This is a genomic window from Aquabacterium sp. T101, from assembly GCF_057219775.1.
This window is the reverse complement of the sequence record NZ_JBXVVZ010000002.1, coordinates 316,294-338,219: the sequence shown is the minus strand read 5'-3', so window position 1 is coordinate 338,219 and position 21,926 is coordinate 316,294. Positions and strand designations below refer to the sequence as shown.

The window sequence follows — 21,926 nt, the reverse complement described above, 5'->3', positions numbered from 1 at the left end:
CGGCGCCTGCTTGTTTGCGCGGCGGCGTTCTGCGCTAGCCCCACCTTCGAAGGCCCGCCATGGACCTCCTGCACGACACCGAGACGATCGAAGACCTGTCGGCACTGGCCTGGGTCCATGACGAGCTGCGCCGTTCGCTCGAGGCAGCGCACAAGGCGATGCGCCGCTACCTCAAGGAAGCGGAGGCGGTGGCCGACTCGGACACCGACGCGGTCGACCCGAGCGTGCTGCGCGGCGCGCGCGCCCAACTGCACCAGGGCGTGGGCGCACTGGAACTGGTGGGCCTGCCCACCGCGGCGCAGGTGCTGCGCGCCAGCGAGGCCGCGCTGCAGAAGCTGACCGGCCGGCCCGTCAAGCTCGACGCCGCCGCCGTGGACACGATCGAGCAGGCCTCGTTCGCGCTGCTCGACTACCTGGCCCGCCTGCTGGCGGGCAAGCCGGTGTCGCCGCTGGCGCTGTTCCCGCAGTACCGCGCGGTGCAGGAGCTGGCCGGCGCCGACCGGGTGCATCCGGCCGACCTGTGGCCGATCGACTGGCAGTGGCGCGACGTGCCGGGCGACGGCAGCGCGCCGCGCGCGCCCGACGCGGCGATGCGCGGCGAGGTCGAAGCCCAGACCCTGACGCTGATGCGCCAGGGCGGCGGGGCGCCCGCGCGCGCGCTGTCGGACCTGTTCGCGTCGCTCGCGGCGGGCAGCCCGCCGAAGCAGCGCCACCTGGCCACGCTGTGGCAGATCGCCGCGGCATTCTTCGAGGCGCAGGGCCAGAAGCTGCTGCAGCCGGACGTCTACAGCAAGCGCGTCGCGTCGCGCCTGCTGGCGCAGCTGCGCATGTCGGAACAGTCCGGCGCCGAGGCCGCCGCGGCCAACGAGGTGTCGCAGCGCCTGGCGCAGGACCTGCTGTTCTTCTGCTCGCAGGCCGCGTCGCCGGGCGACGGCCGCAAGGCGCCGCGCCTGGCCGCCGTGCGCCAGGCCTGGAACCTGGCACGCCGCGCGCCGGTGGACTACCTGTCCGCCTCGCTCGGCCGCCACGATCCGGCGTGGATCGTGCAGGCCCGCAAGCGTGTCCATGCGGCCAAGGAGAGCTGGGCCGCGGTGGCCGGTGGCGAGATGCATCGCCTGTCGACGCTGAACGAGCAGTTCCATCTCGTCGGCGAGTCGATCAAGAAGCTCTACCCGTCGGGCGAACGCCTGGCCAGCGCGCTGTCGGCCACGGCGGCGCACACGGTGCAGGCCGCTGCCGTGCCGGCGCCGGCCCTGGCCATGGAAGTGGCCACCGCCGTGCTGTACCTGGAGGCCTCGCTCGAGGACGCCGACTTCGACCATCCGACCCAGGCCGAGCGCGTGCAGCGCCTGGCCGAGCGCATCGACCGCGTGCGCGGCGGCGCCGAGCCGCAGCCGCTGGACGCGTGGATGGAGGACCTGTACCGCCGCGTGTCCGACCGCCAGACGATGGGCAGCGTGGTGCAGGAGCTCAAGGGCTCGCTGGCCGAGGTCGAGAAGGCGATCGACCAGTACTTCCGCGAACCGTCGCGTCGCGAGCTGCTGCACCCGGTGCCGGGCCAGCTCAATTCGATGCGCGGCGTGTTCTCGGTGCTGGGCATCGAGCAGGCCTCGCATGCGGTGGTGCGCATGCGCGACGACGTCGACATGCTCGCCGCGTCCACCAGCCCCGCGCCGGACGGTGCGGCGACGGACCGCCTGGCCAGCAACCTGGGCGCGCTGGGCTTCCTGATCGACATGCTCAACGTGCAGCCGGCGATGGCCAAGTCGCTGTTCGCCTTCGACGCGCGCACCGGCCAGCTGCGCGCCGTCGCGGCGGGTGGCAGCCATCGCGCGTCCGGCTTCGGCCACCTCGACGCGCAGGCCTCGCCGGTGGAGCCGCGTCTGATCGAGCAGGCCCAGTCGCTGGCCCTGGCCGCCGCGCACCCCGAGGTGCCGCTGGTGGAGGTGCGCCACGAACTGGAGCGACTGTCGCAGGAGGCGATGGTGGCGGACCAGCCCGAGCTGGCCGAGACCATGCACCAGGTCAAGAGCGCGTTCGACGTCGCCTCCAACGACGACGAGCGCAAGGCCGTGCGCGACGAGTTGGCGCAGGCCATGGCCGACTTCGTCCACACCTCGTCCGAGCCGGCCGCGCTCGACGAGTACCCGGCCACGCGCCCGATGCCGGTGCTGTCGGCCGCGCCCACGCCGGCCGGCCAGACCGGTCTCGAGGAAGACGCCGAGATGCGCGAGATCTTCCTCGAGGAAGCGCGCGAGGTGATCGACAACGCCAACCAGGCGCTGGCCTCGCTGGCCGGTGCCAGCGACGACCTGGGCGAGATGACCACGGTGCGGCGCGCCTTCCACACCCTCAAGGGCAGCTCCCGCATGGTCGGCCTGACCGACTTCGGCGAGGCCGGCTGGGCTTGCGAGCAGCTCTACAACTCGCGCCTGGCCGAGCAGCAGTCGGCTGATCCGGGCCTGATCGCGCTCACCCGCGACATCCTGACCTACCTGGCCGACTGGACGGAAGCCATCGGCGCGCGCCGCGACGGTGGCCACACGCACCGCGACGTGCAGCGCGCGATCGAGCAGTTCCGCCAGCAGGGTGCCCATGACGGCCTGCCGCTGCCCGGCAGCACGCCCGCGGCACGCCGCGGCGCCCCGTCGGCGATGCCGGCGCTGGAGTCGATCAGCCGCCCGATGTCGCTCGATGCGCTGCCCGACCTGCCCAGCGAGGCCGATCTCGACCTTGTGCCGGCCGCGCCGGCCGGTGCCGTGCTGCCGCTGGAGCAGATGCTGGCGGCCGACGAGGGCATGAGCTTCGAGCTCGACCTCGGCGAGGCCGCGGCCATGCCCACCGGCGGCCGCGACGCGCTGCAGGCGCTGGCCCTGCCTGAGCGCGAGGCCGACGCGCCGGCGCCCGACCTGTCTTCGGGGCTGATGTCGCTCGAGTTCGAGGAATCGATGCAGGCCCCGCCGGCACTCGAGCCGGCGCAGGTGCGCGGCCCGATGAGCTTCGCCGAGGCCCCGGCCGAATCGGAGCCCGCGGCCACACGCGCGCCGCAGCCGCAACCCGAGCCGGTGCCCGAGCCCGAGCCCGAAGCCTTCCGCCAGATCGGCCCGCTGCGCGTGCCGATCCCGCTGTTCAATATCTACCTCAACGAGGCCGACGAGCAGTCGCGCCGCCTGGGCACCGAGCTGGCCGAGTGGTCGCACGACGTGACGCAGCCGGTGGGCGACACCGCCATCGCGCTGGCGCACTCGCTGGCCGGCAACTCGGCCACGGTCGGCTTCGCCGACCTGTCGGCCCTGGCGCGCGCGCTCGAGCATGCGCTGATGCGCTCGCAGGCCATCGGTGCCGGCGACCTGGCCGAGGCCGCGCTGTTCAACGACAGTGCCGACGAGATCCGCCGCCTGCTGCACCAGTTCGCCGCCGGGTTCCTGAAGTCCGCCCCGCCGGAGCTGATGGCCCGCCTGGCCGACCACGAACGCGTGGCCGCCGACCGCCTGCTCGCCGCGTCGATGCGCGGCGACCTGCCCGGCGACACCGCCTCGATGGGGCTGGACGAGCCGGCACCCGCCGAGCCTGCGGTCGTCGAGCCCCTGCGACTGTCCGAACCCGAACCGGAGCCCGTGCCCGAGCCCGTGCCCGAGCCCGAGGTCACGACGCCGGCCGAGATCGCCATCGCGGCGGCGCTGCCGGTCGAGCCCGTGGCCGAGCCTGTGCCCGACGTCGCGCCGCCGCCGGCCGAGGCCGCCGACACCGCGCCCAGCCTGCTGCTGCCGCTGGGCCAGGCCGAGTTCCATGCGCTGTCGGCGCTGGCGCCGCTGACGCCGCTGGCCGCGGTGACGGCCCGGGCCGATGCCGCCACGGACGACGACGACATCGACGCCGTCGACGCCGTCGACGCCGAGCTGTTCCCGATCTTCGAGGAAGAGGCGCAGGAGCTGCTGCCGCAGCTGGCCAGCCGCATGCGCGACTGGGCCGCGCGTCCGTCCGACCCGGCCGGCGCGTCCGCGTGCATGCGCACGCTGCACACGCTCAAGGGCGGTGCCCGCCTGGCCGGCGCGATGCGCCTGGGCGAACTGGCGCACCGCCTGGAAACCGCGATCGAGCACCTGTCGGCGCACGAACACCGCACCGAGGCCGATGTCGAGGCCCTGTTCGGCCGCGTCGACGCCATCGGCGCCGCGTTCGAGGCGCTCACGCAGGGCGGCGGTGCCGCGCCTGCGCCGCTGGCCGCACCGGCCGAGCCGGCCGTGGTGATGCAAGCCGCTGCGCCTGTGGTGCCCGCCCCGGTCGAGCCCGAGCCTCTGCCCGAACCCGTGGCCCCGCCACAGGAGCCGGCCGCCGAAGTCGTGGCCGAGACCGTGCCTGCCGAGCTGGCCGAACTGGCTCCGGTGGTGCCGGCCGGCGCGCCGGCCGTGCGGCCTGTCGAGCCGCCAGCGGCGCCGGCGCCGTCCCGGTCGGCCGAGGCGGCTTCGATCGACTGGCGCCGCTTCGCGCCCGCCACGGCCCAGGCCGCGGCCGCCGTGCCGGACCGCGTGGCCGCGAGCGCCGGCTCGGTGCGCGTGCGCGCGCCGCTGCTCGACCGCCTGGTCAACCATGCCGGCGAGGTGTCGATCGCACGCTCGCGCATCGAGTCCGAGGTGGTGCAGCTCAAGGGCTCGCTGTCGGACCTGACGGAAAACCTGGAGCGTCTGCGCTCGCAGCTGCGCGACATCGAGCTGCAGGCCGAGTCGCAGATCAGTTCGCGCATGGAAGCGGCCAAGGCCGTGGGCGAGAGCTTCGATCCGCTGGAGATGGACCGCTTCACGCGCTTCCAGGAACTCACGCGCATGATGGCCGAGTCGGTCAACGACGTGGCCACCGTGCAGCGCAGCCTGCAGCGCACGCTGCAGGCCACGGAAGACGACCTGGCCGCGCAGGCGCGGCTCACGCGCGACATGCAGGACGACCTGCTGCGCACGCGCATGGTGGAGTTCGAGAGCCTGTCCGACCGCCTGTACCGGGTTGCGCGGCAGGCCGCCAAGGAACTGCAGAAGCAGGTGCGCCTGGACATCGTCGGCGGCTCGATCGAAGTCGACCGCGGCGTGCTCGAGCGCATGGCCGGCGCCTTCGAGCACCTGCTGCGCAACTGCGTGGCGCACGGCATCGAGCTGCCGGCGGTGCGCGAGTCGCAGGGCAAGGACGCCACGGGGCAGATCACTGTCAGCGTCGGCCAGGAAGGCAACGAAGTGGCGGTGGAATTCCGCGACGACGGTGCCGGGCTGGACTTCGCGCGCATCCGCGAACGCGGTGTCGCCATGGGCCTGCTGGCGCCCGATGCCCGGCCGGGCGACGGCGAGCTGGCCAACCTGATCTTCACGCCGGGCTTCTCCACCGCCTCCACGGTGACCGAGCTGGCCGGCCGCGGCATCGGCATGGACGTGGTGCGCAGCGAGGTCATCGCGCTGGGCGGCCGCATCGAGACCGCCAGCGCGCCGGGGCAGGGCACCAGCTTCCGGCTCGTGCTGCCGCTGACCACCGCGGTGACGCAGGTGGTGATGGTGCGCGCGGGAGCGGTCACGGTGGCGGTGCCGGCCACGCTGATCGAGATCGTGCGCCGCGTGCCGGCTGCCGATGTCGAGCGCGCCTATGCCAGCGGCCAGTTCGAGGCGGAAGCCGGCCACCCGGTGGCGTTCTTCTGGCTTGGCGCGCTGATGCAGGGCAGCGGCCGCAGCGCCGAGGCGCCGGGCAAGAACCTGCCGATCCTCATCGTGCGCAGCGCGGCCCAGCGGGTGGCGCTGCACGTCGACGAAGTGGTCGGCAACCAGGAAGTGGTGGTCAAGAACCTGGGTCCGCAGCTCGCGCGCCTGCCCGGCCTGGCCGGCGTGACGCTGCTGGCGTCCGGCGCGCCGGCGCTGATCTACAACCCGGTGGCGCTGGCCACGCTGTACGGCGACGGCGCCCGCGCCGCGATGCGCCAGGCCCTGACGCAGCAGCAGCCCGAGCAGCCGCAGGCCGTGGTGACCGAGGCGGAGAAGGCGCCGCTGGTGCTGGTGGTGGACGACTCGCTCACGGTGCGCCGCGTCACGCAGCGCCTGCTGGTGCGCGAGGGCTATCGCGTGGTGGTGGCCAAGGACGGCCTGGACGCGCTCGAGAAGCTGGCCGACGAGCTGCCCGTGGTGGTGCTGTCGGACATCGAGATGCCCCGCATGGACGGCTTCGACCTGGTCCGCAACCTGCGCGCCGACCCGCGCCTGGCCGACCTGCCGGTGATCATGATCACCTCGCGCATTGCCCAGAAGCATCGCGAGCACGCGGCCGAGCTCGGCGTCGACCACTACCTGGGCAAGCCCTACTCCGAGGACGACCTCGTCGGCCTGGTCGCGCGCTATGCCGCGTCGGCCGCGTCGATGAGCGCCGCCTGACGGCAGCGGAAGGGCGGCAACGTGTCGGAGCTGGTTGACCGCCTGGCCGAGCTGACGGCGCACCGCGACCGCGACGTGCTCGACGTGGCGCTGGTGACGGCGCTGCACGACATGCTGCTGCCGCAGCAGGTGGCGGTGCATCGGGCGGTGGGCGACACCGGCGGCGAGCGCTGGCTGACCCGTGCCCGCATGGCACAGGCCGACGTGGCCGCGCAGGCCGACGACACCCTGGCCGACATCGAGCATCTGCAGCCGCTGGAGTCGCGGCCGGAGTGGCGCAACTGCCTCGTGGGCCAGCAGGTGATCGCGATCGACGGCGGCGGCCTGCAGTGCACCACGCTGTTCCCGCTGGCCACCGACGCCGGCCCGATCGGCGTGGTGGAACTGCGCACCGACCGCCCGCTGCTGCCCAGCGAGCGCCGCGCCGTGGGCAGCATCCTGCGCATCTGCCGCAACTTCGAGTCGTTGCTGGACTATTCCGAGCGCGACACGCTCACCGGCCTGCTCAACCGCAAGACCTTCGACGCCGCGTTCCTGAAGCTGGCCCTGGCGCCGTCGCTGATCTCCGGGCCGCTGCCCGAGGAGCGCCGCGCCTCGGGCGGCTCGCTGCACTTCATGGGCGTGATCGACATCGATCACTTCAAGCGCGTCAACGACACCTACGGCCACCTGATCGGCGACGAGGTGCTGCTGCTGATGGCGCGCCTGATGCGCGCCACCTTCCGCTACCACGACCGGCTCTACCGCTTCGGCGGCGAGGAGTTCGTCGTGTTGCTGCGCTGCCGCGACGAGGACAGCGCCGGCATTGCCTTCGAGCGCCTGCGCGCCAACGTCGAGCAGTACCCGTTCCCGCAGGTGGGCCACATCACGATCAGCGCCGGCTTCTCGCGCATCCGCGCCAACGACACCCCGGCAGGCGCCTTCGAGCGCGCCGACCGCGCGGTGTACTTCGCCAAGGGCAACGGCCGCAACCAGGTGCGCTGTCACGAAGCCCTGGTGCACGGCGGCCAACTCGACGACGGCCAGCAGATGGGCGACGTCGAGCTGTTCTAGAACCCGCGTCGGGCGCGGTCGGCAACGGCCCATCAAGGCCGAGGGGCTTTCGGCTGAAATTCAATCAAGCGCTTGATTGGGGCGTAGGATCCGGGTCCCATGCAGCCCGACCAGCGCCGAGAGCAGCCCCCCGAAGCCGTCACCGAGCGAGGTGAGCGTGCGCGCACTCGGCTGCTGGCCGAGGCCTCGCGCATCTTTGCCGAGAAGGGCTACGCCACCACCTCGACCCGTGAGATCTGCCAGGCGGCCGGCCTGAACGTCGCCGCCATCCACTATCACTTCGGTGGCAAGGAGGGGCTGTACCGGGCCGCCCTGGTCGGGCCGATCGAGGCCCTGGCCTCGCAGGTCGCGGGCTTCGACGCGCCCGGCCTGACGCTGGAAGAGTCGCTGCAGCGCCTGCTCGGCGGCTTCGTCGGTTCCGGTCGCGACGGCCACCCCGACCACGACGTAGGGGCGCGGCTGTTCCTGCGCGAGATGATCGAGCCCACGCCGATGTTCGCCGCAGCCGTGGCGCAGCACATCCTCCCGGTGCATCGGGCGATCTCCGGCCTGCTGGCCCGCCACGTCGGCCTGGGCCCGGACCGCGAGCCCGACGAGGACATCCACCGCCTGGCGTTCGCCCTGATGGCCATGGCCAACGACTACTGCATGTCGCGCGAGTTCATGTGCCTGGTGGCACCGGGCTTGTTCGCCGGCACCGACCCGCTGGACCGCGCCCGCACGCGGCTGGTGCAGTGGAGCGTGGCCCTGGTCGAGCACGAGCGCCGACGCCGTACCGGCCTGGCCACGCCGGCCCAGGAATGACGACGATGACGAGACCTTCGATTCGAGCCCCCCACACGGCCGCAGCCCCCGCGCGCCGGCCCGCGCCGGCAGCGAACACGCGGCTGCCCGCGCTGGGTGTTGACGCGCGGCTGCCCGCGATGGCGTTTGGCGCGCGGCTGCCCGCGCTGGTGCTGTCGGCACTGCTGCTGGCCGGTTGCGCCACGCCGCGGCTGGAGACCGCCGCGCGCGAGAGCGCGCCGGCGCGCTGGCAGGCCACGCTGCCGCATGGCGGCGACGCGCAGGCCCTGGCCGACTGGTGGAAGCGCTTCGACGACCCGCTGCTGGGCGAACTGGTGGCCACGGCCCAGGCCGGCAACCCGGGCCTGGCACAGGCCCTGGCACGGCTGGCCGAAGCCCGCGCCGGCGTGCGCAGCGCGGACGCGGCCAGGCGGCCGACGGTCAATGCGGCCGCCCAGGTCACGCGCGGGGCCGGCACCAGCAGCGCCTTCGCGCCCGCCACCCAGGGCAGTGCCGGCCTCGATGCCGCCTGGGAGATCGACCTGTTCGGTGCCACGCAGGCCCAGGTGGCCGCGGCCCAGGCGCGCAGCGAGCAGGCCGCGGCCGGCTGGCATGACGCCCGCGTCAGCCTTGCGGCCGACGTGGCGGCCACCTACGTGGGCCTGCGCGCCTGCGAGGCGCAGCGGCAGGTGGCCGAGCAGGACGCCGCATCGCAGCGCCAGACCGCCGAACTGACGCGCGAGAAGGTGCGCGTGGGCTTCGAGGCGCCCGCCAACGGCGCGCTGGCCGACGGCGCCGCGGCCGACGCCGCCAACCGCGCCATCGCGCAGCGCGCCGACTGCGAGGTGCTGCTGCAGGGGCTGGTGGTGCTGACCGGCCTGCCGGCGGCCGACCTGCGCACGCGACTGGCGCCGCGCACCGCCACGCTGCCGCAGCCCGCGGCCTTCGCGGTGGGCGTGCTGCCGGCGCAGTTGCTGGCGCAGCGGCCCGACGTGGCCGCGGCCGAGCGCGCGCTCGTCGCCGCCGCGGCCGACGTCGGCGTGGCCGAAGCGGCGCGCTATCCGCGCCTGACCTTCAGCGGCAACCTCGCCGCGGCGGCGCTGCGCTCGGGCGGCGCGACGCTCGACGGCACCGCCTGGGGCTTCGGCCCCACGCTCGTGCTGCCGCTGTTCGACGCCGGTGCCCGCGCCAGCCGCGAGGACGCGGCCCGTGCCCGCTACGACGCCGCCCGCGCCGCACTGGACGAGCGCGTGCGCCGCGCCGTGGCCGACGTGGAGGAGGCGCTGGTGCGGCTGGACGCCGCCACGCGCCGCGAGGGCGAGGCGTTGCGCGCGGCACAGGGCTTTCGCGACTACTTCGCCGCCGCCGAGCAGCGCTGGCGCATCGGCGCCGGCAGCCTGATCGACCGCGAGGAGGCGCGCCGCACCGCACTGGCCGCGAGCAATGCGCTCGTCAATGCCCAGCGCGAGCGCGTCGCGGCCTGGATCTCGCTTTACCGCGCGCTCGGAGGCGGCTGGTCCGCCACGCAGCCCGCGCCCGACACCACCGTGAAACCCGCCGCCGCCGCGGCGGACAACGCCAAGAGTTCCTGATGCGCATTCCCAAGACCCCGTCCCTGATCGCCGCCTCGGCGGCCATCGTCGCCGCGCTCGGCGTGGCCTTCGCCGTGCACGCCGCCGGCGAACCCGCCGCGTCCGCCGCGGCGCCGAAGCCGTCGCTCACCGTCACGGCGGTGCAGCCCAGCGCCGGCCGCTGGCCGCTCACCGTGGCCGCCAACGGCAACGTGGCCGCCTGGCAGGAAGCCAGCGTCGGCGCCGAGGCGCAGGGCCTGCGCATCACCGAGGTGCGGGCCCAGGTCGGCGACCGCGTCAAGCGCGGCCAGGTGCTGGCCCTGCTGTCGGCGCAGACCCTCGCCGCCGACGTGGCTGCCACGCGCGCCGGCGTGGCCGAGGCCGAGGCCACGCAGGCCGAGGCCGCCGCCAACGCCGAGCGCGCGCGCCAGCTGCAGGCCAGCGGTGCCATCAGCGCGCAGCAGATCCAGCAGTACGTCACCGCCGAGGCCACGGCGCGCGCCCGTGTCGCGTCGCTGAAGGCCCGCCTGGCCGCCGACGAGGTGCGCCTGTCCCAGACCCGCATCGTGGCGCCCGACGACGGCGTGATCTCGGCCCGCGCCGCCACCGTCGGCGCGGTGGTGCAGCCGGGGCAGGAACTGTTCCGCCTGATCCGCAAGGACCGCCTGGAGTGGCGTGCCGAGGTGGCCGCCACCGAGCTGGCCCGCATCCAGCCGGGGCAGAAGGTGCAGGTGACGCCGGCCGGCGGCACGGCAGTCGCCGGCACCGTGCGCATGGTCGCGCCGCTGGTCGACGCGGCCACCCGCAACGGCCTCGTGTATGTGGACCTGCCGCGCCCGGGCAGTGCCCGTGCGGGCATGTTCGCGCGCGGCGAGTTCGCCGTCGGCGAGCGCGAGGGTCTGACCCTGCCGCAGAGCGCCGTGGTGCTGCGCGACGGCTTCCACTGGGTGTTCGAACTGGGCGCCGGCAACCGCGTGCAGCAGCGCAAGGTCAGCGTCGGCAGCCGCTTCGGCGAGCGCATCGAGATCACGGGCGGCCTGCCGGCCACGGCGCGCGTGGTGGCGCAGGGCGCGGGCTTCCTCGCCGACGGCGACGTCGTGCGCGTGGTCGACAAGGCGGCGCCCGCGGCCCAGGCCGCACCGGCCAAGCCCTGAGCCGGGAGCACGCACCATGAACGTCTCTTCCTGGTCGATCCGCAACCCGGTCCCGTCGATCCTGCTGTTCATCATGCTCACGGTGGCCGGCGTGATCGGCTTCCGGGCGATGAAGATCCAGCAGTTCCCGGACATCGACCTGCCCACGATCACCGTCACCGCGTCGCTGCCGGGCACCGCACCGGCGCAGATGGAGACCGAGGTCGCGCGCAAGATCGAGAACTCGATCGCCACGGTGCAGGGTCTGAAGCACCTCTACACCAAGGTGCAGGACGGCACCGCCACCGTCACCGCCGAGTTCCGGCTTGAGAAGCCCACGCAGGAGGCGCTGGACGACGTGCGCGACGCGGTGTCGCGCGTGCGCTCCGACCTGCCGGCCGACCTGCGCGATCCGGTCATCGCCAAGATGGACCTGGCCGGCGCGCCGATCCTCACCTACACCGTGGCGTCGACGCGGATGGACGCGGAGGCGCTGTCCTGGTTCGTCGACAACGAGGTCACCAAGCGCATGCTCGCGGTGCGCGGCGTCGGCGCGGTCAGCCGCGTGGGCGGCGTCACGCGCGAGGTGCATGTCGAGCTCGACCCGGCGCGCCTGATGGCGCTCAACGTCACCGCCGCCGAGATCTCGCGCCGCCTGCGCGACGTGCAGCAGGAAGCCTCGGGCGGCCGCACCGACCTGGGCGGCGTCGAGCAGTCGGTGCGCACCATCGCCACCGTGCAGACGGCCGCCGAGCTGGGCGCAATGGAAGTCGCGCTGGCCGACGGCCGCCGCATCCGCCTGGACCAGGTGGCCCGCGTGACCGACACCGTGGCCGAGCAGCGCTCGACCGCGCTGCTCAACGGCAAGCCGGTGGTGGGCTTCGAGATCACGCGCGCCCGCGGCGCCGGCGAGGTCGACGTGGCCGAGGGCGTGCGCGTCGGCCTGGCCGAGCTGCGCGCGGCCCACCCGGACGTGGAGGTGACCGAAGCGTTCAACTTCGTCGACCCGGTGGTCGAGAACTTCGACGGCTCGATGGCGCTGCTGCTCGAGGGCGCCTTCCTCGCCATCGTCGTGGTGTGGTTCTTCCTGCGCGACTGGCGCGCCACCTTCGTGTCGGCGGTGGCGCTGCCGCTGTCGGCGATCCCCACCTTCATGGTCATGCACTGGATGGGCTTCACGCTCAACGTGGTGACCCTGCTGTCGCTGTCGCTGGTGGTGGGGATCCTGGTGGACGACGCCATCGTCGAGATCGAGAACATCATGCGCCACCTGGCGCAGGGCAAGAAGCCGTTCGACGCCGCGATGGAGGCCGCCGACGAGATCGGCATGGCGGTCATCGCGACCACCTTCACGCTGATCGCGGTGTTCCTGCCCACCGCGTTCATGAGCGGCGTGCCGGGCAAGTTCTTCGTCCAGTTCGGCTGGACGGCGGCGATCGCCGTGTTCTTCTCGCTCGTGGTGGCGCGCATGCTGACGCCGATGATGGCGGCCTACCTGCTGCGCCGGCCGGCCAAGGATCATCCGGAGCCGTCGTGGATGCCCGGCTACATGCGGCTGGTGAGCTGGTGCCTGAAGCACCGGGTCAAGACGCTGCTGGCCACCACCGTGTTCTCGGTGGCCTCGTGCACGCCGGTCTTCACCGGCCAGATCGCGGGTGCCTTCATCCCGCCAGACGACCTGTCGCAGACGCAGGTCTACATCTCGCTGCCGCCGGGCAGCACGTTCTCGCAGACCCTGGCCGTGGCCGAGGCCGCGCGCGAGGCGGTGGCGCGGCATCCCCATGTCAAGCTCGTCTACACCGCGGTGGGCGGCGGCCGGGCGGGCAGCGACCCCTTCATGCCCGCCGGCGCCGCCGAGGCGCGCAAGGCCACCCTGACCATCAACCTCACGCCGCGCAGCGAGCGCCGCGGCATCACCAAGCAGGCCATCGAGGCCGACCTGCGCAAGGCGCTCGAGCCGCTGCCCGGTGCGCGCTTCAACGTCGGCTTCGGCGGCTCGGCCGAGAAGTTCATCCTGGTGCTGGCCGGCGACGACGGCGACGTGCTCAACGCCCATGCCCGCGTCGTCGAGCAGGAACTGCGCACCATCCCCGGCATCGGCCAGGTGACCAGCACGTCGAGCCTGCAGCGGCCGGAACTGGTGGTGCGGCCCGACGCCGCGCGCGCCGCCGACCTGGGCGTCACCTCGGCCGCCATCGCCGACACGCTGCGCATCGCCACGGCCGGCGACTACGAGCAGGCGCTGTCCAAGCTCAACCTGTCGCAGCGTCAGGTGCCGGTGGTGGTGAAGCTGGCCGACGCCGCGCGGCAGGACCTCGCCCTGATCGAGCGCCTGGGCGTGCCCGGCGCGCACGGGCCGGTGCCGCTGGGCAACGTGGCGCGCATCGAGCTGGCGAGCGGGCCGGCGCAGATCGACCGCTACGACCGCGCGCGCAACGTCAACTTCGAGATCGAGCTCAACGGCCAGGCGCTGGGTGCGGTGCAGGCCGCCGCCGAGAAGCTGCCGTCGGTGGCCAACCTGCCGCCGGGCGTGCGCCAGACGGTGGTGGGCGACGCCGAGGCCTTCGCCGAGCTGTTCACCAGCTTCCTGCTGGCCATGCTCACCGGGGTGGCCTGCATCTACATCGTGCTGGTGCTGCTGTTCCACGCCTGGGTCCAGCCGGTGACGATCCTGGCGGCGCTGGTGCTGTCGATCCCCGGCGCGATGCTGGCGCTGTTCATCACGCGCACCGACCTGTCGATGCCGGCGATGATCGGCATGATCATGCTGATGGGCATCGCCACCAAGAACTCGATCCTGCTGGTGGAGTACGCGGTGATGGCGCGCCGCGAGCGTGGCATGAGCCGCTGGGACGCGCTGCTCGACGCCTGCCACAAGCGGGCACGGCCGATCGTCATGACCACCATCGCGATGGGTGCGGGCATGCTGCCCATCGCCATCGGCCTGGGCACCGACCCGAGCTTCCGCGCGCCGATGGCCATCGTCGTGATCGGCGGTCTGATCACGTCCACCTTCCTCAGCCTGCTGGTGGTGCCGGTGGTGTTCACCTACGTCGACGACATGGTGCAGTGGTTCGTGCGGCGCTGGCATGCGCTGCGCGGCACGCGGCCAGCGCCTGCGGTCGAGGCAGGCACGGAGGGCCGGGCATGAAGCGCCGCGCCTTTGCCTCCGCGCTGCTGGCCGGCGGCGCTCTCGCGCTCGCCTCCTGGCGCGCCTACGCCCAGCAGGGCGCACCGTTCGAGGTGCAGGAATTCGACTGGGTCGACATGAAGCGCCAGCGCGCGGTGCCGGTGCGGCTGTACTGGCCCGGCGCCGCCGCCGCGGGCGGCCCGGTGCCGCTGGTGGTGTTCTCGCACGGCATCGGCGGTTCGCGGCGCGGCTACAGCTACCTCGGCCAGCACTGGTCGTCGCATGGCATCGCCAGCCTGCACCTGCAGCACGTGGGCAGCGACCGCGCCCTGTGGATGGGCAATCCGCTGGGCCTGGTCGGCCGCCTGCAGGACGCGGCGCAGGAGCGCGAGGCCGTGGAGCGGCCGCGCGACCTGCGCTTCGCGCTCGACACGCTGCTGGCCGGCCCGCTGGGCGAGCGCATCGACCGCCAGCGCATCGCGGCGGCCGGCCACAGCTATGGCGCCAACACCACGCTGCTGGCCGCGGGCGCGCGGGTCGAGCGCGACGGCCGCACGGTGGACCTGCACGACGAACGCATCGCCGCCGCCGTGGTGCTGTCGGCGCCGCCGTTCTACGGCGAGGCCGACCCGGCGCGCATCCTGTCGCCGGTGCGCCTGCCCATGCTGCACGTCACCGCCACCGGCGACGTGATCCGCATTCCGGGCTACTGGTCCGGCGCCGAGGACCGCATCGCGGTCTACGAGGCCGTCGGCAGCCGCCGCAAGGCGCTGGCGGTGTTCGAGGGCGGCTCGCACAGCATGTTCACCGACCGCGCCGGCACCGGCGGCGCGGAGCTGAATCCGCTCGTCAAGCAGGCCACGCGCGAGCTGACGCTGGCCTTTCTGGACGCGCAGTTCGGTCGTGCCGATGCGGCGCCGCTGGTGCAATGGGTGGAGCGGCACCGCCGCATCCTCGCCAGCCACCGCTTCGACCTCGGCTGATCCCGGCTGGCCGGGCCGGCCTTCGCTTGCCCGACAATGGCCGCGCCGGCGCGGGGTGCGCCGAGGAGGCGGAACGCATGAAGCTGGCCATCGTGGGGTCGCGCTATTTCGGCGCGACGGTATTCGAAGCGCTGCGCAAGGAACCGGGCGTGCAGATCGCGGGCGTGGTCGCGCCCGAGGAGGACGACCGCCTGGCCAATGCCGCGCGCGCCGCGGGCGTGCCGCTGCACGTGCTGGCCAATCCGAAGATCGTGCCGGCAGAGGCCGTGCCCGAGGGCATCGACCTCGTGGTGGCCGCGCACACCCATGCCCGCGTGACCAACGAGGCGCTGGCGCGCGCGCGCCTGGGCGGCGTGGGCTACCACCCGTCGCTGCTGCCGCGCCACCGCGGCATCGCGGCGGTGGAATGGACCATCCTCGAAGGCGACCCGATCGCCGGCGGCTCGGTCTATCACCTGGCCGACGGCTGGGACGCCGGCGCGGTGGCAGCGCAGGACTGGTGCTTCGTGGCGCGCGGCGACACCGCGCGCACGCTGTGGGAGCGCGAACTGGCGCCGATGGGCCTGCGTCTGCTGGCGCAGGTGGTGCGTCACGCCGCCGAGCACGGCGCGCTGCCGGCGCGCATGCAGGACCAGCGCTTCGCCACCAAGGCGCCGATGCTGCGCAAGGCGGTGGTGCTGACCGAGGACGCGGCGTCGACCACCGCGTCGCTGGTGGCCACCGTGATGGGCCCGGACCGGCCGGGCATCGTGCGTTCGCTGTCCGACCGCGCGCAGCGCCACGGCGCCAACTGGACCGTGAGCCAGATGGCGCGCATCGCGGGCGAGTTCGCCGGCATGGTGCACTTCGAAGTGCCGCGCGAGAACGCGGCGGCGCTGGCCGACGCGCTGCGCGGCCTGGAACCCACCGGCCTGAAGGTGGCCGTGGCCACCAGCGAGGGCGCGGCCTCGGCGCCGGCCGGCTGGCGCGCGTTCTTCCTCGAGCTGGTGGGCGACGACCGCGTGGGCATCGTGGCCGACCTGACGCGACTGCTGGCCGAGCGCGGCATCAGCATCGAGCGCCTGGCCACCGAGACGCTGCGTGCCGAGGGCGCGGCCAAGGCCCGCTTCAAGGTGGCCGCACACCTGCTGGTGCCGGCCCGGCTCGACCCCGACGCGCTGCGCGCCGAACTGGGCGAGCTGGCGCGATCGCTGATGGTCGACATCGCGCTGGGCGAGCAGGGCGGGCCGGGCTGGCAGGACTCGCGGGTCTGAGCCTTCGCTCGCCACCGCTGCTGCCGCTGCGCAGTACCTGCGAACGCTCGCTGGAGGCCGAGGCCGGCGGGTGCCCTGCCCCTCCATGTCCCCCGGCCCGGACGGCGTCCGGGCCTCCTCCTTGACTTGCGGGGCAGGGCACCCGCCGCCCTCGGCCCTGCCACCACCGCGGCATGCGGCAGGCGGCATGCGCCATCCGCGTGCCACCGTGGTGCCGGCTCGGGTGTGCGGGGGAGGCTTCGACCGCAAGTCAAGGAGGAGCCGGCGGCCGCAGGCCGACGGCGGGGGACATGGAGGTCGGAGCCTCCCCCGCACGGCCGAGCTTGCGCCGTCGCCGGCCCGCAACCCACCACCGACGACCGCAGATGCCCGGCGAAGGGCTTGGTCGTCAGCGTCCCACCGAACTAGTACGTGACGCGCGCGTAGTAGGTCTTCTGCGCCGCCTCTCGCGCCTGCTCCAGCGTGTGGATGCCGCGCTCGGCCAGCAGCGGCACGAGCTTCAGGAACACCTCGGCGGTGACCAGCGCGTCGCCGAGCGCCGTGTGGCGGCCCAGCACCGTCACGCCGAGCCGCTCGGCGATCGCCTCCAGGCCGTGCGAGGCCTGCTGCGGATGCACCACGGCCGACAGCAGCAGCGTGTCGAGCACCGGCTGGTCGAAGACGACGCCGGTGCGCGCCTCCTGGAGCTGCAGGAAGCGCATGTCGAACGCGGCGTTGTGCGCCACCAGCACGGTGTCCTGCGCGAAGGCGTGGAAGGCCGGCAGCACGCGGTCGATCGTCGGCGCGTCGGCCACCATCTCGGGGCGGATGCCGTGGATCGGAATGCCCGCGGCGGGGATGTCGCGCTGCGGGTTCACCAGCTGCTCGAAGCGGTCCTCGCGGCGCAGCTTGCCCGCCACGATGCGCGCCGCGCCGATCTGCAGGATCTGGTCGCCGGCCGACGGCTCCAGGCCGGTGGTCTCGGTGTCGAACACGGTGTAGGCGAGGTCCGCGAGGCGGCGGTCGGCCAGCGCGCGCGCGCTGTCGCTGGCGGCGAAGAGGTCGAAGTCGTACACCTCGGGGCGGCTGTCGCCGCGCACGAACTGCGCGGCGTCGAGCTGCTCGCTGCTGGCCGCCAGCGGCAGCAGCAGACGGAACAGCGACTGGTGGCGCACCCGCTCGCGCTCGAACCAGAACGCGCCGTCGTGGCGCTCGACCACGTCGCGCACCGTCAGCGTCACGCCGGCGTCGCCGCTGCGCATCGGGTCGTTCTCCCAGCCCATCACCGTCTCGGTGCTCATCGACGGGCCGCTCCAGACGAGATCCAGCCGCGCGCGGCCCTCGGCGCGCGCCAGGCGCAGCTGCACCAGCTTCACCTCGTACTCCTGCGCCAGCCGGCCGGCCAGGTGCACCAGCGCCTGCAGCAGCGAGAAGCTGTCCACCCGCAGCCACAGCCCGGCGTCGACCTCGGCCGGCGCGGCGCGGCAGCCGTGCTCGGCCTCGATGCGGCGGCAGGCGGCGGCCACCAGATCGGCGCCGAGCATGTCCTCCAGCGGCCAGCGTGTCTTCAGCGTCTGCGCGGTGTGGCTGTCGAGCTGCTGGATGCGCCGGCTCATCGTGCCCACCTCGTCGCGGATCACGCCCAGGAAGCGTTCGCGCGTGGGGGCATCGAGGTCGTCGTAGTCGAGCATCTCCACCGCCGCCTGCAGGTTGCCCAGCGAGGCGCGGCTGCCTTCGGTCAGGCCGTGCAGCAGGCGGTCGCGCTCGGCCTCGTCGGCGAAGTCGCGCGTGATGTTCTCCAGCATCAGCACGAAGCCGGCCAGCGCGGCGCCGTCGCTGCCGGCGTCGATGTCGCGCACCGGCGCCATCTGCACCCGCAGCAGCTGCCCGGCGCGGGTGCCGGTGACGAACTGCGCCGACGGGTGCGCCGCGCCGCGCGCCAGCCGCTGCTGCACGCTTTCCAGCGCATGCGCCACCAGCGCGCGGTCGAGCACGGCGTAGATGGACCGGCCCAGGCCGAGCAGCTCGGCACCGTCGGCCAGCGCCGGCGCGCTGGACAGGGCGCGGAACTGCGTGCGCGCGCGGCTGTTGTAGAGCAGCACGCGGCCGTCGAGGTTGCACACCACCACGCTCTGTGTCAGCTCGGCCATCAGCGCGGCCAGGCGGTTGCGCTCCTGCTCGACGCCCCGGCTGGCCTCGCGCACCTGGGCTGCGATGTCGGCGCGCAGCGCGTCGCGCTGGCCGGCGAGCTGGCGCAAGGCCTCGGCCAGGGCCTGCGTCTCGGCGCCGGCCGTGGGCTCCACGGCGAGTGCGCCGCCCGACCCGGCGACGACCACGCCGGCCTGCTCGGCCAGGCGCGCGGCGCTGGCCACCCAGCGCAGGTAGGCCCATCGCAGCGCGGCACCGAGCGCGCCCGACAGCAGCAGCCAGCCCAGCAGCAGCAGCGCCGCGCGGGGCTCGAGCAGGGCCATCAGCGCGGCACGCTCGCCTGCCGACAGCGTGGCCGCGAAGCCGGCGCCGCCGGCCGCGCCGACGACGGCCAGCAGCGCGCCCGGGGCGAGCGCGGCGGCCCATTCGCGGCGGTCGATCTTCACGGCGTGCCCAGCATCTCGCGCACCTTGTCGGCCAGCTCGCGCGTGGCGAAGGGCTTGGTCATGTAGGCGTCGGCGCCGAGCGCGCTGCCCTTGGCCAGGTCGGTGTCGCGCCCCTTGGCCGACAGCATCAGGATTCTCACGCCGGCCAGCGACTCGTCGGCGCGCACCGCCTGGCAGACGTCGAAGCCGCTGCGCCCCGGCATCATCACGTCGAGCAGCACCAGGTCGGGCCGCAGCTCGCGGATCGCGGCCAGCGCGGCGTCGCCGTCGCGCGCCACGCTGACGCGGTAGCCCTCGCGCTTCATCAGGAACTCCAGCGACACGACGATGTTCGCCTCGTCGTCGGCGATCAGCACATGCTTCATGCGGCGGTCTCCTCGGGGTCTGGCGTCCAGGGCAGGTCGAAGCCGAACGTGGCGCCCCGGCCGGGCTCGCTGCGCAGCCACAGGCGCCCGCCGAAGTGCTCGACGATGCGGCGGCTGATCGGCAGCCCCAGGCCGGTGCCCTGCGGCCGCTGCGTCGAAGGCCCGCCCTGGCGGAACTTCTCGAACACGAGTTGCTGCTGCTCCGGCGGCACGCCGGGGCCGTTGTCGGCCACTTCCACCGTGGCCGCGCGGGCGTCGGTGCGCAGCGTCACCGAGACCCGGCCGCGGCCCTCGGGCACGAACTTGGCCGCGTTGGACAGCAGGTTGATCAGCACCTGCAGCAGGCGGTCGCGGTCGGCGCGCAGGCGCGGCAGCGGCGCGTCGGCCGCGGGCGTGTCCACGTCCACCTGCGCGCCGCGCTCCGCGAACAGCCGCGCCGTGGTCTGCACCGCCTGCGCGACCAGTTCGCGCAGGTCGATCTCGTCGTTGCGCCAGTCGCCCTGGCCGGACTCGATCTTGGCCATGTCCAGCACCTGGTTGACCAGGCGCGACAGGCGCTCGCTCTCGGCCACCACCAGCCCGAGGAACTGCTGGCGCTGGGCGCTGTCCATCTGCGGGTCGTCGCGCATCAGCTCGGCGAAGGCGCGGATCGACGTCAGCGGCGTGCGCAGCTCGTGCGTCACCGAGGACATGAAGTCGTCCTTGAGCCGGTCCAGGCTCTCGAGCTGGCGGTTCAGCGCGCGCACCTGCGACGCTTCGTCCAGCAGGCGCAGCACGTCGTCGGGCGCCAGCGGCTCCTCCTCGACCACCGAGGCCACCACCGCGCGCGCCGACGCGCTGCCGATGGCGCCGGCGAGCTGCGTCTCCACATGCTGTACCAGGCGCGCGTCGGGCACGATGCGGTCGACGCGCGCGGCGCCGCTGGCCTGGGCGTAGTCGGCCAGCAGCCGCTCGGCGGCGGGCGCGCCGAGGAAGCGCACCGCCACGCGGCGCAGCGCGTCCACGCTGGCGCGGCCGCGCCACAGCACCGGCCCGGCTGCGGCGTCGGTGCCGGGCGTGCGCTGCATCGCATCCACGAAGCGCAGCGCCTGCGCCGCCTGCAGCGCGTCGGGCGCCCGCGCCAGCGACACCGCGACGTAAAGCCCGACGTTGGCCAGCAGGCTCCACAGCAGCGCGTGGGTCAGGCTGTCCAGCCCGGTCAGGCCGAGCAGCTGCTCCGGGCGCAGCAGGGCGATGCCGAAGGGCCCCTGGTGCATGAAGCCGGCGTCGATCCAGCCCGACTTGGCGATCGACGGCAGCATCAGCGTGTAGGCCCACAGCGCGAAGCCGGCGCCCAGGCCGGCCAGCGCACCGGCGCGCGTGCCGCCCTTCCAGAACATGCCGCCCAGCAGCGCGGGCGCGAACTGCGCCACCGCGGCGAAGCTGATCAGGCCGATGCTGACCAGCGCGTAGGCCTCGCCCGCGATGCGGAAGTACAGCCAGCCCAGCAGCAGCAGCGCCACGATCACGATGCGCCGCACCGCCAGCGGCGTGCGGCTGAGGTCGCGCGGGTCGTCGCGGCGCCGGCTGCGCAGCAGCAGCGGCATCACGAGGTCGTTGCTGACCATCGTGGCCACGGCGATGGCCTCGACGATGATCATCCCGGTGGCCGCCGACAGGCCGCCGATGAAGGCCGCCAGCGCCAGCGCCTGCCAGCCCTGCGCCAGCGGCAGCGACAGCACGAAGGTCTCGGGGTCGGCGCCGCCGGGGCCGAAGTGCAGCAGGCCGCCGAGCGCGATCGGCAGCACGAACAGGTTGATCAGCAGTAGGTACAGCGGGAAGGCCCAGCTGGCACGGCGTACGTGGCGCTCATCGACGTTCTCGACCACCATCACCTGGAACTGGCGCGGCAGGAACAGCAGCGACAGCATCGCCAGCAGCGTGAGCGCGAACCACTGGCCGCCGGCGAAGCGCTGCTCGCCGCCCAGGCCGAGCAGCGGGCGCAGGTCGTCGCGCGCCGCGGCGCGCGCGAAGATGTCGCCCGGCCCGTCGAACAGGCCCCAGCACACGAAGGCGCCCACGGCCAGGAAGGCCGCCAGCTTGACCACCGACTCCAGCGCGATGGCCGCCACCATGCCCTCGTGGCGCTCGCTGGTGTCGAGGTGGCGCGTGCCGAAGGCCACCGTGAAGCCGGCCAGCGCCAGCGCGAAGTACAGCGTCGTGTCGCGCCACCACGGCAGCACCGGGTGCGGCGCGCCGGGCTCGGTGGTCAGCAGCGCGAAGCCGCTGGCGATCGCCTTGAGCTGCAGCGCCAGGTAGGGCAGGATGCCCACCAGCGCGATCAGCGTCACCAGCGCGGCGAGGCTGCGGCTCTTGCCGTAGCGGCTGGCGATGAAGTCCGCGATCGACGTGATGCGGTACTGGCGCGCGATGCGGATCATCTTGCGCAGCACCGGCCAGGCCAGCAGCATCGCCAGCGTCGGCCCGAGGTAGATCGGCAGGAACCACAGCCCCGACGTGGCGGCGCGGCCGACGCTGCCGAAGTAGGTCCAGGCGGTGCAGTACACGCCCAGGCTGAGCGTGTAGACCCAGGGGTTGCCGATCACCGAACGCCCGGCCGCGGCACGGGCGTCGGCGAAGCGCGCCACCGCGAACAGCAGCAGCAGGTAGGCGAACGACGCGGCCAGGACGAGCGCGGGGGACAT

The 21,926-nt window shown here is 73.8% G+C and carries 11 protein-coding genes; 8 read left to right on the top strand and 3 right to left on the bottom strand.

Translation table 11 applies throughout. The features are described 5' to 3' along the window. Positions 1-59 precede the first annotated feature (59 nt). The 8 genes from AC2EAQ_RS08625 to AC2EAQ_RS08590 all read left to right on the top strand — a co-directional run bounded on the left by AC2EAQ_RS08625 (position 60) and on the right by AC2EAQ_RS08590 (position 16,304). On the top strand, positions 60-6,398 hold the full coding sequence (locus AC2EAQ_RS08625) for a hybrid sensor histidine kinase/response regulator (protein ID WP_484642182.1): 6,339 nt from the start codon (positions 60-62) through the stop codon (positions 6,396-6,398). Positions 6,399-6,419: 21 nt separating this feature from the next. Continuing rightward, positions 6,420-7,451, top strand: a complete 1,032-nt coding sequence (locus AC2EAQ_RS08620) for a GGDEF domain-containing protein (RefSeq protein ID WP_484642180.1) — start codon at positions 6,420-6,422, stop codon at positions 7,449-7,451. A gap of 99 nt (positions 7,452-7,550) precedes the next feature. Further along, the gene (locus AC2EAQ_RS08615) at positions 7,551-8,255 is read left to right on the top strand and encodes a TetR/AcrR family transcriptional regulator (RefSeq protein ID WP_484642178.1); all 705 of its coding nucleotides are present in this window, start codon (positions 7,551-7,553) and stop codon (positions 8,253-8,255) included. Between the two features lie 5 nt (positions 8,256-8,260). Then, the gene (locus AC2EAQ_RS08610; protein WP_484642176.1) at positions 8,261-9,826 is read left to right on the top strand and encodes an efflux transporter outer membrane subunit; all 1,566 of its coding nucleotides are present in this window, start codon (positions 8,261-8,263) and stop codon (positions 9,824-9,826) included. Then, positions 9,826-10,959, top strand: a complete 1,134-nt coding sequence (locus tag AC2EAQ_RS08605) for an efflux RND transporter periplasmic adaptor subunit (RefSeq protein ID WP_484642174.1) — start codon at positions 9,826-9,828, stop codon at positions 10,957-10,959. Before AC2EAQ_RS08610 ends, AC2EAQ_RS08605 begins: the two co-directional genes overlap by 1 nt. Before the next feature lie 16 nt (positions 10,960-10,975). Further along, positions 10,976-14,089 (top strand): efflux RND transporter permease subunit, encoded by a 3,114-nt coding sequence (locus AC2EAQ_RS08600; RefSeq protein ID WP_484642170.1) that lies wholly within the window; start codon positions 10,976-10,978, stop codon positions 14,087-14,089. After that, entirely contained in the window at positions 14,086-15,051 is a 966-nt protein-coding gene (locus tag AC2EAQ_RS08595; RefSeq protein WP_484642166.1) for an alpha/beta hydrolase family protein, read from the top strand. The genes AC2EAQ_RS08600 and AC2EAQ_RS08595 overlap by 4 nt, the downstream gene beginning before the upstream one ends. Positions 15,052-15,128: 77 nt before the next feature. After that, entirely contained in the window at positions 15,129-16,304 is a 1,176-nt protein-coding gene (locus AC2EAQ_RS08590) for a formyltransferase family protein (protein ID WP_484642164.1), read from the top strand. 404 nt (positions 16,305-16,708) lie between these two features. Here AC2EAQ_RS08590 and AC2EAQ_RS08585 read toward each other — a convergent pair whose 3' ends face one another. The 3 genes from AC2EAQ_RS08585 to AC2EAQ_RS08575 are packed head-to-tail and all read right to left on the bottom strand — an operon-like array spanning position 16,709 to position 21,926. Beyond that, the gene (locus AC2EAQ_RS08585; protein WP_484642161.1) at positions 16,709-18,877 is read right to left on the bottom strand and encodes an exonuclease domain-containing protein; all 2,169 of its coding nucleotides are present in this window, start codon (positions 18,875-18,877) and stop codon (positions 16,709-16,711) included. Beyond that, positions 18,874-19,242, bottom strand: a complete 369-nt coding sequence (locus AC2EAQ_RS08580; RefSeq protein WP_484642158.1) for a response regulator transcription factor — start codon at positions 19,240-19,242, stop codon at positions 18,874-18,876. Before AC2EAQ_RS08580 ends, AC2EAQ_RS08585 begins: the two co-directional genes overlap by 4 nt. Further along, positions 19,239-21,926, bottom strand: coding sequence for a sodium:solute symporter family transporter (locus tag AC2EAQ_RS08575; protein ID WP_484642156.1), 2,688 nt, complete (start codon positions 21,924-21,926; stop codon positions 19,239-19,241). The genes AC2EAQ_RS08580 and AC2EAQ_RS08575 overlap by 4 nt, the downstream gene beginning before the upstream one ends.

Bases quoted from the DNA above. Each gene is read 5' to 3' on its own strand.
- AC2EAQ_RS08605 (WP_484642174.1), top strand. From the start codon at position 9,826: ATGCGCATTCCCAAGACCCCGTCCCTGATCGCCGCCTCGGCGGCCATC.
- AC2EAQ_RS08595 (WP_484642166.1), top strand. From the start codon at position 14,086: ATGAAGCGCCGCGCCTTTGCCTCCGCGCTGCTGGCCGGCGGCGCTCTC.
- AC2EAQ_RS08575 (WP_484642156.1), bottom strand. From the start codon at position 21,926: ATGTCCCCCGCGCTCGTCCTGGCCGCGTCGTTCGCCTACCTGCTGCTG.
- AC2EAQ_RS08590 (WP_484642164.1), top strand. From the start codon at position 15,129: ATGAAGCTGGCCATCGTGGGGTCGCGCTATTTCGGCGCGACGGTATTC.
- AC2EAQ_RS08615 (WP_484642178.1), top strand. From the start codon at position 7,551: ATGCAGCCCGACCAGCGCCGAGAGCAGCCCCCCGAAGCCGTCACCGAG.
- AC2EAQ_RS08600 (WP_484642170.1), top strand. From the start codon at position 10,976: ATGAACGTCTCTTCCTGGTCGATCCGCAACCCGGTCCCGTCGATCCTG.
- AC2EAQ_RS08580 (WP_484642158.1), bottom strand. From the start codon at position 19,242: ATGAAGCATGTGCTGATCGCCGACGACGAGGCGAACATCGTCGTGTCG.
- AC2EAQ_RS08610 (WP_484642176.1), top strand. From the start codon at position 8,261: ATGACGAGACCTTCGATTCGAGCCCCCCACACGGCCGCAGCCCCCGCG.
- AC2EAQ_RS08625 (WP_484642182.1), top strand. From the start codon at position 60: ATGGACCTCCTGCACGACACCGAGACGATCGAAGACCTGTCGGCACTG.